The organism is Fictibacillus barbaricus, assembly GCF_014635025.1.
GTDB classification, from domain to species: Bacteria; Bacillota; Bacilli; order Bacillales; family Fictibacillaceae; genus Fictibacillus; species Fictibacillus barbaricus.
On record NZ_BMCE01000001.1, the window covers coordinates 1,747,603 to 1,763,369 of the forward strand.

At 40.9% G+C, this 15,767-nt stretch carries 18 protein-coding genes; 17 read left to right on the forward strand and 1 reads right to left on the reverse strand.

Annotated elements, in window-relative coordinates; genetic code table 11:
• Positions 1-8 precede the first annotated feature (8 nt).
• From IEV52_RS08735 to IEV52_RS08750, 4 genes are all read left to right on the forward strand, one after another.
• Entirely contained in the window at positions 9-776 is a 768-nt protein-coding gene (locus IEV52_RS08735; RefSeq protein ID WP_188402059.1) for a menaquinol-cytochrome c reductase cytochrome b/c subunit, read from the forward strand.
• Between the two features lie 60 nt (positions 777-836).
• Positions 837-1,403 carry a lipoprotein heptaprenylglyceryl N-acetyltransferase LhaT gene (gene lhaT, locus IEV52_RS08740; protein ID WP_188402060.1) on the forward strand — a complete coding sequence of 189 codons (567 nt, stop codon included), beginning with the start codon at positions 837-839 and terminating at the stop codon, positions 1,401-1,403.
• Positions 1,404-1,478: 75 nt separating this feature from the next.
• On the forward strand, positions 1,479-2,273 hold the full coding sequence (locus IEV52_RS08745) for a sporulation protein YpjB (RefSeq protein ID WP_188402061.1): 795 nt from the start codon (positions 1,479-1,481) through the stop codon (positions 2,271-2,273).
• Between the two features lie 83 nt (positions 2,274-2,356).
• Positions 2,357-3,037: a zinc metallopeptidase gene (locus IEV52_RS08750; protein WP_188402062.1), complete on the forward strand. Its 681-nt coding sequence runs from the start codon at positions 2,357-2,359 to the stop codon at positions 3,035-3,037.
• Between the two features lie 32 nt (positions 3,038-3,069).
• Here the strand turns inward: IEV52_RS08750 and IEV52_RS08755 are convergent, their stop codons facing one another.
• Positions 3,070-3,942, reverse strand: a complete 873-nt coding sequence (locus tag IEV52_RS08755) for a YitT family protein (RefSeq protein ID WP_188402063.1) — start codon at positions 3,940-3,942, stop codon at positions 3,070-3,072.
• A 142-nt stretch (positions 3,943-4,084) separates the two neighbouring features.
• Between IEV52_RS08755 and IEV52_RS08760 the strand changes: the two genes are divergently transcribed.
• From IEV52_RS08760 to IEV52_RS08820, 13 genes are all read left to right on the forward strand, one after another.
• A complete protein-coding gene (locus tag IEV52_RS08760) occupies positions 4,085-4,429 on the forward strand; it encodes a nucleotide pyrophosphohydrolase (protein WP_188402064.1) in 345 nt (114 codons plus the stop codon).
• A complete protein-coding gene (gene dapB / locus IEV52_RS08765; RefSeq protein WP_188402065.1) occupies positions 4,426-5,229 on the forward strand; it encodes a 4-hydroxy-tetrahydrodipicolinate reductase in 804 nt (267 codons plus the stop codon). Before IEV52_RS08760 ends, dapB begins: the two co-directional genes overlap by 4 nt.
• Positions 5,230-5,240: 11 nt before the next feature.
• On the forward strand, positions 5,241-5,651 hold the full coding sequence (mgsA, locus tag IEV52_RS08770; protein ID WP_188402066.1) for a methylglyoxal synthase: 411 nt from the start codon (positions 5,241-5,243) through the stop codon (positions 5,649-5,651).
• 3 nt (positions 5,652-5,654) lie between these two features.
• Positions 5,655-6,347 (forward strand): bacillithiol biosynthesis deacetylase BshB1, encoded by a 693-nt coding sequence (bshB1, locus tag IEV52_RS08775; protein ID WP_188402067.1) that lies wholly within the window; start codon positions 5,655-5,657, stop codon positions 6,345-6,347.
• A gap of 10 nt (positions 6,348-6,357) precedes the next feature.
• On the forward strand, positions 6,358-7,497 hold the full coding sequence (gene bshA, locus IEV52_RS08780; protein ID WP_188402068.1) for an N-acetyl-alpha-D-glucosaminyl L-malate synthase BshA: 1,140 nt from the start codon (positions 6,358-6,360) through the stop codon (positions 7,495-7,497).
• Complete coding sequence (locus tag IEV52_RS08785) at positions 7,494-8,675, forward strand: CCA tRNA nucleotidyltransferase (RefSeq protein WP_188402069.1); 1,182 nt, start codon at positions 7,494-7,496, stop codon at positions 8,673-8,675. Before bshA ends, IEV52_RS08785 begins: the two co-directional genes overlap by 4 nt.
• Entirely contained in the window at positions 8,663-9,649 is a 987-nt protein-coding gene (locus IEV52_RS08790; protein WP_188402070.1) for a biotin--[acetyl-CoA-carboxylase] ligase, read from the forward strand. The genes IEV52_RS08785 and IEV52_RS08790 overlap by 13 nt, the downstream gene beginning before the upstream one ends.
• A 227-nt stretch (positions 9,650-9,876) precedes the next feature.
• On the forward strand, positions 9,877-10,716 hold the full coding sequence (gene panB / locus IEV52_RS08795) for a 3-methyl-2-oxobutanoate hydroxymethyltransferase (protein ID WP_188402071.1): 840 nt from the start codon (positions 9,877-9,879) through the stop codon (positions 10,714-10,716).
• Positions 10,713-11,597, forward strand: coding sequence for a pantoate--beta-alanine ligase (gene panC / locus IEV52_RS08800; RefSeq protein WP_188402072.1), 885 nt, complete (start codon positions 10,713-10,715; stop codon positions 11,595-11,597). The genes panB and panC overlap by 4 nt, the downstream gene beginning before the upstream one ends.
• A complete protein-coding gene (gene panD / locus IEV52_RS08805) occupies positions 11,582-11,965 on the forward strand; it encodes an aspartate 1-decarboxylase (RefSeq protein ID WP_188402073.1) in 384 nt (127 codons plus the stop codon). Before panC ends, panD begins: the two co-directional genes overlap by 16 nt.
• A 42-nt stretch (positions 11,966-12,007) precedes the next feature.
• Positions 12,008-14,815: an ATP-dependent DNA helicase DinG gene (dinG, locus tag IEV52_RS08810; RefSeq protein WP_188402074.1), complete on the forward strand. Its 2,808-nt coding sequence runs from the start codon at positions 12,008-12,010 to the stop codon at positions 14,813-14,815.
• A 279-nt stretch (positions 14,816-15,094) separates the two neighbouring features.
• Positions 15,095-15,265 carry a YpmA family protein gene (locus IEV52_RS08815; protein WP_082820684.1) on the forward strand — a complete coding sequence of 57 codons (171 nt, stop codon included), beginning with the start codon at positions 15,095-15,097 and terminating at the stop codon, positions 15,263-15,265.
• Between the two features lie 12 nt (positions 15,266-15,277).
• Positions 15,278-15,766: a cell wall elongation regulator TseB-like domain-containing protein gene (locus IEV52_RS08820; RefSeq protein WP_188402075.1), complete on the forward strand. Its 489-nt coding sequence runs from the start codon at positions 15,278-15,280 to the stop codon at positions 15,764-15,766.
• Position 15,767 lies beyond the last annotated feature (1 nt).

Here is a 15,767-nt window from a genome sequence, read left to right on the forward strand (position 1 = left end):
GGAAATATATGCATCGCGGTAAAGGAATGAAGTTTGTCGGTGACTCACGTGTCCCTGCTGAGCGCAAACCGAATATTCCAAAAGACTATTCGGAGTTTCCAGGAAAAACGGAGGCGTTCTGGCCAAACTTTCTTTTAAAAGAATGGATGGTAGGAGCTGTATTCTTAATTGGATACCTCATATTGACAATCGTCCATGAATCTCCTTTGGAGAAAAAAGCGGATCCTACCGATGCTGGATATATTCCTCTACCAGACTGGTACTTCTTATTTTTATACCAGCTTCTGAAGTACAAGTATGCGGCAGGGGATTATGTTCTTATCGGTACTGTTATTATACCGGGTCTAGCATTTGGGGCTTTAATGCTGGCGCCATTCCTTGATACAGGATTGGAGCGACGTCCTTCTAAACGTCCAGTCGCAACAGGATTAATGTTATTGGGTCTGATTTCGATTACATACTTAACATGGGAATCCGTTGTGACACATGACTGGGAAAAAGCTAAGACTCAAGGTAAGATCGTTGATGTAAGCTTTGACGAAAACGATCCAGGATATCAGATCTATCAGAAGCAAAGCTGTGTAGGCTGTCACGGTAACACCTTATCTGGTGGAGCTTCTGGTCCTTCCTTGATCGGAACAGGTCTAAAGCCTGAAGAGATTATGAAGATCGCTAAAGAAGGTAAGCCGCCTGGCATGCCGCCAAATGCGTTCAAAGGTTCAGATGAAGAGCTAAAGCAATTAGCAGAATTCATCTCCAAACTTGAGAAGAAGTAATGATGAAAAAGCCGGCTCGGTAAGGGTCGGCTTTTTTCTAAATGTAAAGGAGTATGTGATATGTCGTGGATACGAACAATCCTGATGGAGCGATGGTTTTTAATCGCTCTTCTATGGATCAACATTCTTGGCACGATCTACGGATATTATTGGTACAACTATCAATTGCAAGAGACTCCATGGTACTTCTTGCCCTTCGTTCCGGACAGCCCGACGGCTTCATTATTCTTTGTGTTCGTGATCATTGGTTTTTTAACCAAAAAGCAATTGGGCTGGATAGAAGCTTTAGCTGTTGCAACCCTTTTTAAGTACGGCATATGGGCAGTCGGTATGAACGTTGGCGGAGCGATCGTCGGACCGCCCTTGGACTTTATAAGCTATATGCTTATTTTTTCTCACTTAGGAATGGCCGTGCAAGGTCTCTTATACGCCCCTTACTACAAAATAAAAGTTTGGCATGTTGGGCTTGCTGCTGTATGGCTGTTCCATAACGAAATCATCGACTATGTATTTGATATGATGCCAAGGTATCCAGTGCTCGAACCTTATCAAGATCTGATCGGTTACCTCACATTCTGGCTTTCGGCACTCTCGATCTTTATTGTTTGGAAAATCAGGAGTCTTTAGTTTAAGCGTAAATTTAGGTCTAACCTTGTCCCAGCTCTCATACGTTTTAGTATAAGGGTACAGGAGGGACAACGGATGAGAAGGTTAGGATGGGCAATTATAGTTCTGTTTATGGTTTTTGGACTTTCTATGCCGGCATTTGCATCAAATCATACAGAAGTAAAAGAGTGGTCTGAGATAAATGAACTAACAAGTGAAATTTGGGAGCTTGGTAAGATAGAGCGCTATCAGGAAGCGGCTGATGTCTTGAAATTCACATCAGAAAATATTGTTCACATACAGGACGTTCTATCCTTAAGCCCCGACCAGCAGCGAATCGTCCAATATACGTTTTCAGATGCTGTATCGTCTCTTCAGAATCCCGAGTGGTCCAAAGAGAAAAAGTTAAACAAACTGACTGAAATCAGGCTGTTAGTTGACGCACTTCAAACCGATTATGAGCCTTTATGGAAAAAAACAGGGCTGATGATGTTAGAACCTTTTATCACGATGGAAAAAGGGATCAGTGATGAAGATTCTGTCGCATTTCATCAAGCAGCGAACCTTTTGTTAGAACGTTATGAAACGGTTAGACCAGCGCTATTGGTAGATCTTTCTGCTGATGAAGTCGAAAAATTGGATGAACATGTATCATATGTGGATGTTAACCGTAATCTGATATTGACTGAAACCGAGCATCAAGAACAGCTTAAGACGGCAGCAGCAGATTTTGAAGCACTTTTCTTTGCTAAAAAAGATAATTCAGAGCCCTCTTTGTTCTGGCTTATTTTCTCAATCGGAGGCATTATTTCTTCAACATTATTTTATGTCGGTTGGAGAAAATATAAAGGTGATAAAGAAGAAGAAATGCGTGTACCCGGTAAAAGGTAAGACATGCATATTCTTTGACAAACAATGAACGGAAAACGTAAACTGTTTGTAACAAAAGCTTTTTATATGGAGGAATGCCAACAATGGGTGGATTTTTAATCTACTTCGCTATTTTGCTTATTGTTCCCATCTGGGCTCAGATGAGAGTGAAAAGCACGTACAAAAAGTATTCGAAAGTTGCCAATAGTACTGGGAAAACTGGTGCTGAAGTAGCAAGAGAGATCTTAGACGAGAACGGGCTTTATAATGTACAGGTAGAACCTGTAAGAGGTATGTTATCTGACCATTATGATCCTCGTAAAAAGGTTGTTCGTTTATCAGAAGATAACTATTATGGAAGTTCGATCGCAGGTGCTGCAGTAGCAGCCCATGAAGTAGGGCATGCGATTCAAGATGCAGAAGGATATGCTTTCCTGCGATTTAGACATGCATTAGTCCCTGTAGCAAACATCGGATCGAATTTTTCGTTTTTATTAATACTTGGCGGAATGCTCCTCGGAGCAATGAATTTGTTCCTTTTAGGTATCATTTTCATGTCTGTCGCCGTATTGTTCCAATTCGTAACATTGCCCGTTGAATTTAATGCAAGTTCACGTGCGATGAACCAGATTGTTTCCACTGGATTAATCCGAAATAATGAAGAACATGGTGCTCGTAAAGTATTGAATGCGGCTGCTTTAACATATGTAGCAGGTGCTTTGATAGCACTTCTGGAACTAGCAAGATTTATCTTCATGTTCTTAGGAATGAACCAAGACGACTAAAAAAACTCCCGATGTTTCGGGAGTTTTTTATTTTATCTTCCTATCGGGTTCTTATCAGCATCAAGTGTAAAGCCTTCCCCAATAACTTCATGCACATCATTTACTGTAACAAAAGCATGCGGATCGATTCTTTCGATCACTTGCTTTAAGCGTACGATTTCGTTTTTTGCGATTACACAATATAAAACTTCACGTATACTTCCTGTAAACGACCCTTTTCCATTTAGGATAGTAGCCCCGCGGTCCAGCTCTTTAATGATATCAGCAGCAATCTCAGTGTTCTTGTCTGAAAAGATCATAACAGCTTTTCCTGCATAAGCACCTTCCTGCATAAAATCGATCACTCTTGCTCCGATGAATACAGCAACGAGTGTATACATCGCTTCACGGTAATCAAGGTATACAAGAGAGATGGCAATAACCATGAAATCAAAGATAAACATCGTTTTACCCATACTCCAGCCTAGAAATTTATGACCGAGTCTTGCGATTATATCGACACCCCCGGTTGTGCCTCCAAATCTGAAGATGATTCCTAGACCTACTCCGATAAATACTCCTGCAAAGAGGGCAGCAAGTGTCATATCTTCCTTCAAATCGATCATAATGGAAGAATAGCGCTGAAAAATAAATAGAAAAACAGAAACAGCAACCGTCCCAATAACCGTATAGATAAAGGAATTTTTCCCGAGCAGCTTCCAGCCGACAAAGAACAGCGGAATGTTTAATGCCAGGTTAGAATAGGAGGGATCGATCGAGAACAGAAAATATAGGATAAGGGTGATCCCTGTAAAACCTCCTTCTGCTAAATTGTTTGTCATGTTAAAATGAACGATTCCAAACGAGAAGATAGCAGAACCGAACAGGATAAAAAAGATATTCTTTAATTTGATTGGATAACTCATATAATGCCTCTTTTCCTTCTAAGTACGACAACAGTCTTCGTGCATGCCTTCCTATTATAATCAAATTTTCATGAAATTTGTCAAACAGAAAAATTACCGATAACATAAAGAAGAATAATATTGAATGAGGAGTGTCAACATCATGGCCAACCGTACCTTAAAAGAGAGTCAGGACGTTGTAGATCAATACATATCACAATTTAAAGAAGGCTATTTCAGCCCGCTTGCTATGCTTGCAAGATTAACGGAAGAGTTAGGTGAACTTGCCCGTGAGATTAATCATCATTATGGTGAAAAGCCCAAAAAATCAACAGAAGACGCTAAAACTGTCGATGAAGAACTGGGTGACATGTTCTTTGTTATAATATGCCTTGCCAATTCTTTAAATATAGATTTAGATGAAGCGCTGAGTACAGTAATGAACAAGTTTGAAACGCGTGATAAAGACAGATGGACACGAATTAAAGAAGGAGAGAGAGATTCATGAATAACATTCGGATTATTTTAGCAGGACCACGCGGAAAGATGGGACAAGAAGCACTAAGAATGATCGATGAGACACCTCATCTTGAGTTAGTGGCAGCCGTAGATTCTAAGAATGATGGTCTGCAGGTTAAAGACTTAACTGGGGCGCCTCAATCTATGGATGCTCCTGTATATGACGATATGGAGAACTGTATAGGTGCAATAGAAGCAGATGTAGTCGTTGATCTTACACGCCCTGATATCGGTAAGAAGCATTTAGAAATCGCTTTAGAGCATGGGCTTCGAACAGTTATTGGTACAACAGGTTTTTCCAATGAAGATTTGGAACGTTTGACTAATCTGGCTGAAGAAAAGAAGACAGGTGCGATCATTGCGCCAAACTTTGCGATCGGTGCTATTCTTATGATGAAGTTCTCTCAGATGGCAGCTAAATATTTGCCGGATATCGAGATCATCGAAAAACATCATGACCAAAAGCTTGATGCCCCATCAGGTACAGCCTTAAAAACGGCTCAGCTTATCTCACAAGTCCGAGAAGAAAAAAGACAAGGTCATCCCGATGAAAAAGAAGATCTAGAAGGTGCAAGAGGAGCCCAGCTTCAAGGGATCAGGATCCATAGTGTTAGACTCCCCGGCTTAGTTGCTCATCAAGAGGTCATCTTTGGCGGTGAAGGTCAAGTTTTAACGATCCGTCATGATTCCATGAACCGGACTTCATTTATGCCTGGCGTCAGATTAGCTGTGGAGAGTGTCATGAATATCGAAGGTCTTGTGTATGGCCTTGAAAATATTATGGAATAAGAGGAGATAATATGAAAATAGCTCTTATTGCGCACGATAAAAAGAAAAACGATATGATCAACTTTACTGTCGCTTATACACCTATTTTGAAGAAGCATACTTTGTTTGCAACAGGAACTACAGGTACTAAGATCAATGAAGCGACAGGTTTACCGATTAAAAGATTCCAGTCAGGTCCTTTAGGCGGCGATCAGCAGATCGGAGCATTAATAGCTGAAAATGATCTTGATCTGGTCCTTTTCTTCAGAGATCCATTAACAGCCCAGCCGCATGAACCAGATGTATCAGCTTTGATGCGTTTATGTGATGTGTATCAGATTCCGCTCGCGACAAATGTGGCATCAGCAGAACTGTTTATTCGTTCGCTCGAACGCGGAGATCTGGATTGGCGAAAAATAATCGATGAAAGAGAGCAAGAATAGATAATGAATGAAAAAAGCTGGCTTGCCTTTGGTGCCCATGCAGATGATGTAGAGATAGGTATGGGCGCTGCCATCAAAAAAGAAACAAAAAGAGGCCGTAATGTGATCATCTGTGACTTAACAGAAGCTGAACTCTCTTCTAATGGCACCGTTCCTATTCGAAAAAAAGAAGCCAAAGATGCAGCTGCCCTTTTAGGAGTAACAAATAGATATAACCTTCAACTTCCAGACCGCGGGCTGTATATGCGAGATGACCATATACTGAAGCTAATTTCTGTTATTCGAAAAGTAAGACCAGAATATGTTTTTGCACCATATTGGGTCGACCGTCATCCAGATCACGGCAACTGTGCTCAGCTTGTAAAAGAAGCTGTTTTTTCTTCAGGAATCAAGAATATGAAAGACCCTGAGGATCTGCCTGCACACAAAGTGAAGAATATTTTCTACTATTTGATTAATAGTACAGAGAAACCTGAGCTGTTCGTAGATGTGACTGAGTCATATTCCTATAAGCTAAAAGCTCTGCAAGCATATCCTTCTCAATTTATTAAAACAGCTGACAGTGTCGATACACCCTTAACAAACGGTTATATTGAACGTGTTGAAGCTCGTGATAAACTGTTTGGATTTGAAGCAGGTGTTTCCTATGCTGAAGGTTTTATAACGGAACGAACTTATGTAACCAACAATCTATAAGGAGTAAGCTATGACGTTAAAAATAGGCATCACTTGTTATCCGACTGTAGGAGGGTCTGGGGTAGTTGCTACCGAATTAGGGAAACTTTTAGCAGAAAAGGGGCATGAGATACACTTTATTACATCAAGCCTCCCTTTTCGTTTAGGGAAATTTAATCCGAACATTTACTTTCATGAGGTGGAAGTGAACCATTATTCTGTATTTAAATATCCTCCCTATGATCTTGCACTTGCCAGCAAGATGGCAGAAGTGGCGAAACGAGAAAAGCTAGATCTCCTCCATGTCCATTATGCTGTACCACATGCGGTTTGTGCAGTATTAGCCAAGCAGTTGTTAAACGACAAGATCAAAATCGTAACAACCCTTCACGGAACGGATATTACCGTGCTAGGCTACGATCCATCACTTAGTGAGATGATTAAGTTTGGTATTGAAAAATCTGATGTTGTGACTTCAGTTTCTCATCAGTTAAAAGAGGACACTTTACAGCTTCTCAATATCAATAAAAACATCGTTCCTGTTCATAACTTTGTGGATGAAAGAGTTTATTACAGGCGAGACAATAATGCGGAACTTAGAAAAACATACGGAATTGAAGAAGATGAAAAAGTGATCGTACATATTTCTAATTTCCGGAAGGTAAAACGAATCCAAGATGTGATCAGATCTTTTTCACTAATCCGAAAAGCGATGGCTGCAAAGTTATTATTGATCGGAAACGGCCCTGAATTAACTGTTGCCTGTGAGCTGGTACGAGATCTGAGAATAGAAGATGACGTTCTATTCTTAGGAAAACAAGAGAACGTAGGTGAATTGTTCTCTATATGTGATTTGAAACTTTTATTATCTGAAAAAGAAAGCTTTGGACTTGTGCTTTTAGAAGCAATGGCCTGTGGAGTTCCTGTAATCGGAACAGGGATCGGGGGTATACCCGAAGTTATTGTAGACGGAGAAACAGGGTACATGGTTGAAGTCGGCGATACAAAAGCAGTGGCGGAAAAAGCGGTTGCTCTATTAACGGATAACGAAAAATTAAACCGTTTTAGAGAAAATGCTGTAAGACATGTAAAGGAAAACTTTTTGTCTGAGAGGATCGTATCGGTCTATGAAGACATTTATTATTCTCTGTTGAAGGATCAAACGGTATGAATGAGTTGTTTCAAGAAGCTTTGTATGTGTTGGAGCAAATCGAACGTAATGGATACAAAGCTTACTTTGTAGGCGGCTGTGTCAGGGATTATGTATTAGACCGGCCTATCAAAGACATCGATATTGCTTCTAATGCAAAGCCCGAGGACATTCAACGCATCTTTCCTAAAACGATTCCTGTCGGTATTGAACATGGGACCGTGATTGTAAGACATAATCATATATCATATGAAGTTACGACATTCAGGAAAGAGGGTCAATACGAAGATTATCGAAGGCCATCAAATGTTTGGTTCGTTGATGATCTTGAAGAAGACCTTTCGAGAAGAGATTTTACGTTCAATGCGATGGCGATGGATAGATCTTTCCAAATAATCGATCCCTTTTCAGGAAGAGAAGACTTGAAGGTTCGTCAGATTCGGACTGTCGGAGACCCTCATCTACGGTTTTCTGAAGACCCGCTGCGTCTTATGAGAGCCTGCCGCTTTATGAGCGTATACGATATGGGCATCGAAAAAGAAACAGAAGAAGCGATCCTAGAAAAAGCATCTTTTCTAAAACGGATTTCGACGGAGCGAATTACCGAGGAGTTCAAAAAGCTATTAGAAGGAAAACAGGCAGGAAAAGCACTTGAATTTATGAAACAAAGTGCTGTGTTAACATATTTGCCTTACGTGTTAGAAGAAAATGAGCGTGAAGCTTATAAAAACTTTGGATGGAATTCACTTCAAAACGAAGAACAAAGATGGACTGCAGTCATACTTCTCTCAAACATAGGGGATGTCAAGGAATTCTTAAAAAGTTGGAAGCTTCCCAACACAACGATAAGAAAGGTTCTGAATTTGCTTTCTGCTTATCAAAACCAAACTTGGACAAGAATGGATCTATACAGAGCCGGAATCGAAGCGGCATCAGCTTCTGTTTTACTAAAAAGTTTGTTAGACAACCGTTCTTATGATGAAGATTTGGCAGGACTTCACGAACTCGCCAGGACCATCCCTATCTCATCCAGAAAAGATATTCCGATAGATGGGGAAGATATTATAAGAATCAAGCAGGAATCTCCAGGGGTCTGGGTCGGAAAACTTTTTGATGAGATGGAAAAGAAAATTGTGGAGGGAGATCTAGCCCTCAAAGAATCAGAGCTTAAGGATTGGATAAAAAGGTGGGAGCCATAATGAAAGAAGCATTATTGCACATGCTTACTGAAAATGAAGGACAGTTTGTTTCTGGGCAAGAGATCAGTAATAAGCTGAACTGTTCAAGAACGGCTATCTGGAAACACATATCAGAACTCCGTAATAACGGTTATTCGATAGAAGCAGTTCAGAAAAGAGGATATCGGTTAATTACATCACCAGACCTCGTAACAGCCGAAGAGGTTTCCTTATACACTGGCAAAGGATCGTTCGGGAAAAAGATCGTGTACCAGCCATCTGTTAAAAGTACACAAGAGATCGCATACAGCTTAGCAAGAGACGGTGCTCCTGAAGGAAGTATCGTGCTAGCGGATGAACAAACAGGGGGAAGAGGAAGATTAGGAAGAGCCTGGCAGTCACCAGCAGGCACGGGAATATGGATGAGTTTAATATTAAGACCTGAAATTCCTTTGCAAAAAGCCCCTCAGCTAACACTGCTAATAGCGGTTGCTGCTTCAAAGGCGATCGAAAAAGTAACTGGACTTGAAGCAGCTATCAAATGGCCGAACGACCTTTTGATCAACGGTAAAAAAACCGCAGGGATATTAACAGAGCTTCAAGCTGAAGCTGATTCTATCCATTCAGTAATTGTTGGAATCGGAATGAATGTTAATCAAGAAAGTAAGCACTTCTCTGAAGAGATTGCACAAATTGCTACAAGTCTTGCCATTGAAGGCGGCAAAACCTACAAGCGGGCAGAAGTTATCGGATACCTTTTACAGGAGATAGAATCGCTGTATCATCAGTATCTTCAAAATGGATTTGGTGTTATTAAGCTCTTATGGGAAGCGAGAGCATTCAGTTTAGGTAAAAGAATTACAGCAAGATCTGTCACAGGTTCGATCACTGGCTATGCAAAAGGAATCACAGATGAAGGCGTGTTGCTTTTAGAAGACGATACAGGCAGGGTACACTCGATCTACTCAGCTGACATTGAAATTCCTTCTCCTTGAGTAAAGTACGTGATAAAATAAATCCGTAGGCGGTATCCGAAGTGTGGAACTGCACTAAGTATTATCTTTTTTTAACCACAAACCTTATATCTGCCTAGATCCAAAATCAGGACCGGGACAGAGGGAGCAAACAACAAAACGTCTAGGATGTTTCCTATGCCTTCTTCCTCTTTGGAAAGAAGGTTTTTTGCACTTCTGGCCCTGTTAAAAAACAGGGAGGCTACAAAATGAAAACAACAAAAAGCTTTCTCAAAATGAAAAGGGACGGCGAAAAAATCACGATGGTAACAGCTTATGATTACCCAACGGCTGTTATCTGTGAAAAAGCAGAGATGGATCTTTTGTTAGTCGGAGATTCTCTTGGCATGGTCGTACTGGGATATGAATCGACGATCCCAGTTACGATGGAAGATATGATCCATCATACAAAAGCGGTTAAAAGAGGTGCTCCGAATACCTTTATCGTTACAGACATGCCGTTTATGACGTATCACGGTTCGATCGACGAAACCCTAAGAAACGCACGACGTATTTTGCAAGAAAGCGGTGCTTCAGCAGTCAAAGTAGAAGGCGGTAAACAAGTTGTTCAGACCGTAGAAACCTTAACGAATGCCGGGGTGCCTGTGATGGGTCATCTAGGGCTTACTCCACAGATGGTCGGTGTAATGGGTGGATATGGTGTTCAAGCAAAGGAAGAAGCGGAAGCAAACCGTCTAGTTGAAGAAAGTCTGTTACTAGAAAAAGCAGGAGCATTTGCGATCGTATTAGAGTGTGTTCCTCAACAGCTTGCAGAGATCGTAACAAAGAAACTTTCTATTCCTGTAATCGGCATCGGTGCTGGCAAACATACAGATGGGCAAGTCCTCGTCTATCACGACATGATCGGCTACGGGTTTCACCATGTACCAAAGTTCGTGAAAACCTATGGCAACGTTAAAGATGTAATGGTAGAAGGACTCTTAAAATATAAAGAAGATGTAAAGACTATGCAGTTTCCTGAAGAGAGCCATAGCTTTAATATGAAATCTGAAACGCTCGACAGATTGTACGGAGGAGTCAATTCATGAAATTAATGAACAGCATCCAAGAGATTCAAAGCTATGTAGCAGAAGAAAAAAAGGTAGGCAGAACGGTAGGTTTCGTTCCAACCATGGGGTATCTGCATGAAGGCCACCTTTCGCTGATCGAACGTGCAAAAAATGAGTCAGACCTCGTTGTAGTCAGCATTTTCGTTAATCCGCTGCAATTTGGTCCAAATGAAGATTTTGACAGATATCCAAGAGACTTAGATCGAGATAAAAAATTAGCAGAAGAAGCAGGAGCGGACGTTCTTTTTGTACCGGAAACACAGGAAATGTATCCGGATGAGTCTGTAGTCACCGTTTCTGTGAATAAAAGAGTGGACGCACTTTGCGGTGAAACCAGAGTAGGGCATTTTGATGGAGTTGCTACTGTACTCACAAAACTTTTTCACATCGTTTCTCCTGATTTTGCTTATTTTGGACTGAAGGATGCTCAGCAAGTTGCTGTCGTTCAAGGTCTTGTTGATGACTTTAACTTTCCTGTGAAAGTGATCGGCTGTGAAACAAAGCGAGAGTCAGACGGCCTTGCCATGAGTTCAAGAAATGTGTATTTAACTGAAAAAGAAAGAAAAGAAGCAGTCCATCTGAGCCAATCTTTACTAAAAGCAAAGAAATGGCTTTTAGACGGTGATAGTGGTGAGACCGAACAAAAGATGATAAACTATTTGGAGGAACATACGAGCGGTTCTGTTGAATACTGCAAAATTTTATCGTATCCTGAACTTCTTCCTCCAACACCAGATACGAACAAACTAATTGTCGCTGTAGCTGTTAAATTCAGCAAAGCGCGATTGATTGATAATGTCATCTTAGATCCTATTTTATTGAAACAAGGAAGCGAGGAAGAAACATGTTCCGTACATTAATGAAAGCTAAAATACACCGTGCAACGGTAACTGAATCAAATTTAAATTATGTTGGCAGCATCACCATTGACGAAGATATTTTAGATGCTGTTGATATGATCCCGAACGAAAAAGTGCAGATTGTTAATAATAACAATGGTGCACGATTTGAAACATACATCATACCCGGCAAACGAGGATCTGGTGTTATGTGCTTGAATGGCGCTGCAGCAAGACTTGTACAAGAAGGCGATACCATTATCGTCATTTCTTATGCCATGTATGATGAGAACGAAGCAAAACATCATGTACCGAAAGTAGCAATTATGGATAAAGATAATCGTGTACATGAAATGCTCGGAGTTGAACCTGAGGCTACCGTTTATTAATGTTTGATTAGAATAGAGCCACAGGGGAATGAGGTGAAGGCTATGACACGGCGGTTTGTCGTTATCGATTTTGAAACAACAGGAAATTCAGCAGCAAAAGGAGACCGAATTATCCAGATTGGTGCGGTCGCCGTTGAGGCAGGACAGATAACGGACAGATTTTCGACGTTCATCCAGCCAGGCGTTCCCATCCCCCCATTTATTGAACAATTGACCGGCATCAACGATGAGATGGTAAAAGATGCACCGTTGTTTGAAGAAGTGGCACCAAAGCTCCTTCAGATGTTAGAAGGAGCTTATTTTGTTGCCCATAATGTAATGTTCGACTATTCCTTTCTTCAAGGCGAGCTCGACCGATCGGGTTATTCCAAGCTTTCGATGCCTTTGATCGATACGGTTGAGTTGTCTCGACTCCTTCTATTAGGGGCGGACGGATATCAGCTGGGCATGCTCGCTGATTATCTCGGACTTGAACATGAGAACCCTCACCAGGCAGATAGCGATGCTGAAGTTACAGCAAGACTTCTCATTCATCTTCTTGAAAAGTTAGAGAATCTGCCGTTGGTGACATTAGAGCGTCTCACTCCTTTTTTAAAGAAATTACAAAGTTCATTAGAAAGCATAGTAGGGGATATGATTTCTGAGAAGTCCGCCTTTTTAGCGGATGAAGAAACGTATGACTTCTACCGTAAACTTGCACTTCTGAAAAGACCCGACACCGTCCCAACAGAGGAAAACGATTTTAAAGAGATCGAAGATGAGGAAGTGGCTGTAAAGCTTCAGCAGCATATGCAGCATTACGAGGTTCGAAAAAGTCAGCAGAAGATGGTAGAGCTTGTTGATGAAGCACTCCATACGAGTCAGCATCTGGTGATCGAAGCAGGAACAGGTGTTGGGAAATCTTTAGGGTATCTGATTCCGGGCATTCGGTATGCAAAGGAAAAAGAACGGCCTCTGGTTGTTTCAACCCATACGGTTCAATTGCAGCAGCAGCTGTTAGAGCGTGATGTTCCACTCCTTAAAAGGATCATGCCTTTTGACTTCACAGCGACACTCCTTAAAGGGAGAAATCATTATCTATGCTTGCGAAAGTTCGAACATACGCTGATGGACAATCATGATGACAACTACGATATGAATTTTACGAAAGCACAGCTGATCATCTGGCTGACAGAAACAGAAACAGGTGATGTCGAAGAACTATCCATGGCATCAGGCGGAAAGCTATTTTGGAACACCGTTAAAAGTGATGCCAATTCTTGTTTAAACCATCGTTGCCCTTGGTTCTCAAGATGCTATTACCATAAACAGAGACGAGCAGCGCATGAGTCAGATCTTGTGATCACGAATCACGCATTATTGTTTACTGATCTGAAGTCTGATTCACAGCTTTTGCCGTCGTATAAAGAAGCTGTATTGGATGAGGCGCATCATGTTGAAGAAGTGGTAAGTGATCATTTCGGAAAAGAGACGGATTATTTCTCTTTTGTGAAGCTGTTAGACAGGTTATCACAAACGGATGGCGATGGCATGATGAACACGTTCAGAGAGATCTGTGATCTGCTTGAAGTACCAAAGTTTGAAAACCATCTTGCGAACTGGGATAGTTTGTTCTTAGATGTTAAAAATGAACTGGACGAGATGTTTAAACAGATCAAGACGATCTGTTTAAGAAAAGCAAGATCTCCCCGTTCCACAGAGCTCACCAAACTAACCCTTCGATATACGAAAGATGATATTGAGACAGCTGCTTGGGAACCTGTATTAGAGATGGAAGAACGTGCACGCCAGTTCATTACAGATTTGGTCAAGCCGGTCAAACGACTCTTAAAGGGTCTGGATAACTATGAAGATCATTTAACTGTGCAGCAAAAAGGGTTTTTAGTTGACATTGAAGGAATCATAAATGATCTGCAAGATGAGATGAACGACCTGCATCATCTCTTATCTTGTCCGTTATCTCAAGAAGTGTACTGGATGGAAGCTGAATCAAAAGGACCTAGACATGCAGTCACACTATTTGCAAAACCAGTAGAGATCGATCAGATTTTAGCAGACAAATTTTTTGGAAAGAAGAGCTCTGTAATTCTTACTTCAGCAACAATGAGTGTGAAGAACACGTTCCGTTATATGTCTGAAAGGTTAGGACTTCTTGATTTCGGTCCTATGAATGCACAGCTGCCATCTCCATTTCATTACGAAAAACAAGCTAAACTAATGGTTCCTACCGATATACCCCTAATAAATGAAGTGGACCAAAAAACGTTTGTATCTAAGATCTCGTTATCACTTTATGAAATTGCAAAAGTGACGAAGGGCCGTATGCTCGTACTTTTTACTTCTTATGAGATGTTAAAAGAGACACATGCCGAATTTAAGAATCTGATGGATCAAGAAGAATTCGTTTTAATCGCACAAGGTGTGGACTCAGGAAGCCGGGCAAGGCTGACAAAGAACTTTCAGCGGTTTGATAACAGCATCTTGTTTGGAACAAACAGTTTCTGGGAAGGGATAGACATTCCTGGAGATGATCTTTCTTGCCTTGTCATCATAAGACTGCCGTTTACACCGCCAGATCAGCCGGTTATGGCAGCTAAAAGCGAGAAACTGAAGATGGAAGGTGGAAACCCGTTCTACGATCTATCACTTCCGCAAGCGATCATCCGGTTTAAGCAAGGGTTTGGACGATTGGTGAGAAGCTCTCGAGATAAAGGAGCCGTGTTTGTATTTGACCGCAGAATGATCGAAACCAGATACGGTAAATCATTCATTCAGTCTCTGCCAAAGCTTCCGGTATCGATAAAACCAATAGATGAACTCGTTTCAGAACTCCATGATTGGATGGAATAAAGAAAAAGGAGAAGGATTGCTGCTTCTCCTTTTTCTTATAGGCTCTGTTAAGTGATACTATTGAATGACATGTAAGACAGGAAATTCACTCCCTTTCCCCTGACGAACACCCAAGCCTCCTCGCTCGCACCTCCCTGCGGAAAGCGAGCATCCTGGAGCGGGAAATAAGCCATACATTAAGACACTTTCCGCCTTTTTCTCGGATTCTAAAGTACCACTTTCACAAGATTTCTGCTATAGTAAACAGGGATAAGATTGTAAAGTATAGGAGGAAGAACAGTGGAAAGCAAAATTGAAGTTCTTTCGACACTGAAGGTGGACAAGTCAAGTGATTTGTACAAAGTAGTTTCTGAACTCAACAAAACATTAAAACACCAAGATTTAATGTTTGGGCTGGCGTTAGATGACGAAAATAAAAATAAGATGATTTTTACGATCTATCGCACATAGAGAGGCTTAAATATGGAGAAGAAGTGGATACTTGTTATTGTTGGACTGGTATTTCTAGCAGGCTGGCAAGCCTATTATCTTTATAACGAAGTAAATGCCAAGCCTGAAAAGAAAGAAGCAGAAGCGGTTGAGGTCGCAAAGAAAGAAGAAAACCTTGCATCGATTAAAAATGTTGATCACTTTTTTAAGAATGAAACCTATTATGTAGTAGAAGGTGAAAATGAAGACGGTAGAGATATGATCGTCTGGGTCGGTGAAGATAAGAAGGTCTATTCTGAGATTGCTAAAAAAGGTCTTTCCGAAGGTCAGATGATTGATTATGTTAAGGCGAACCATGACGCAAAAGAAATCATCGACATCCGGCTTGGTATGGAAGATGAGATACCATTATGGGAAGTCGTTTATTTAGATGATCAAGATCGCTACACTTATTATTATGGATATTTTGAAACAGGAAAACGTTACGAAATTTATCGTTTAAAAGAATCAGAACAAAAATAAA

Bases quoted from the DNA above. Each gene is read 5' to 3' on its own strand.
- IEV52_RS08735 (WP_188402059.1), top strand. From the start codon at position 9: ATGCATCGCGGTAAAGGAATGAAGTTTGTCGGTGACTCACGTGTCCCT.
- lhaT (WP_188402060.1), top strand. From the start codon at position 837: ATGTCGTGGATACGAACAATCCTGATGGAGCGATGGTTTTTAATCGCT.
- IEV52_RS08745 (WP_188402061.1), top strand. From the start codon at position 1,479: ATGAGAAGGTTAGGATGGGCAATTATAGTTCTGTTTATGGTTTTTGGA.
- IEV52_RS08750 (WP_188402062.1), top strand. From the start codon at position 2,357: ATGGGTGGATTTTTAATCTACTTCGCTATTTTGCTTATTGTTCCCATC.
- IEV52_RS08755 (WP_188402063.1), bottom strand. From the start codon at position 3,942: ATGAGTTATCCAATCAAATTAAAGAATATCTTTTTTATCCTGTTCGGT.
- IEV52_RS08760 (WP_188402064.1), top strand. From the start codon at position 4,085: ATGGCCAACCGTACCTTAAAAGAGAGTCAGGACGTTGTAGATCAATAC.
- dapB (WP_188402065.1), top strand. From the start codon at position 4,426: ATGAATAACATTCGGATTATTTTAGCAGGACCACGCGGAAAGATGGGA.
- mgsA (WP_188402066.1), top strand. From the start codon at position 5,241: ATGAAAATAGCTCTTATTGCGCACGATAAAAAGAAAAACGATATGATC.
- bshB1 (WP_188402067.1), top strand. From the start codon at position 5,655: ATGAATGAAAAAAGCTGGCTTGCCTTTGGTGCCCATGCAGATGATGTA.
- bshA (WP_188402068.1), top strand. From the start codon at position 6,358: ATGACGTTAAAAATAGGCATCACTTGTTATCCGACTGTAGGAGGGTCT.
- IEV52_RS08785 (WP_188402069.1), top strand. From the start codon at position 7,494: ATGAATGAGTTGTTTCAAGAAGCTTTGTATGTGTTGGAGCAAATCGAA.
- panB (WP_188402071.1), top strand. From the start codon at position 9,877: ATGAAAACAACAAAAAGCTTTCTCAAAATGAAAAGGGACGGCGAAAAA.
- panC (WP_188402072.1), top strand. From the start codon at position 10,713: ATGAAATTAATGAACAGCATCCAAGAGATTCAAAGCTATGTAGCAGAA.
- panD (WP_188402073.1), top strand. From the start codon at position 11,582: ATGTTCCGTACATTAATGAAAGCTAAAATACACCGTGCAACGGTAACT.
- dinG (WP_188402074.1), top strand. From the start codon at position 12,008: ATGACACGGCGGTTTGTCGTTATCGATTTTGAAACAACAGGAAATTCA.
- IEV52_RS08820 (WP_188402075.1), top strand. From the start codon at position 15,278: ATGGAGAAGAAGTGGATACTTGTTATTGTTGGACTGGTATTTCTAGCA.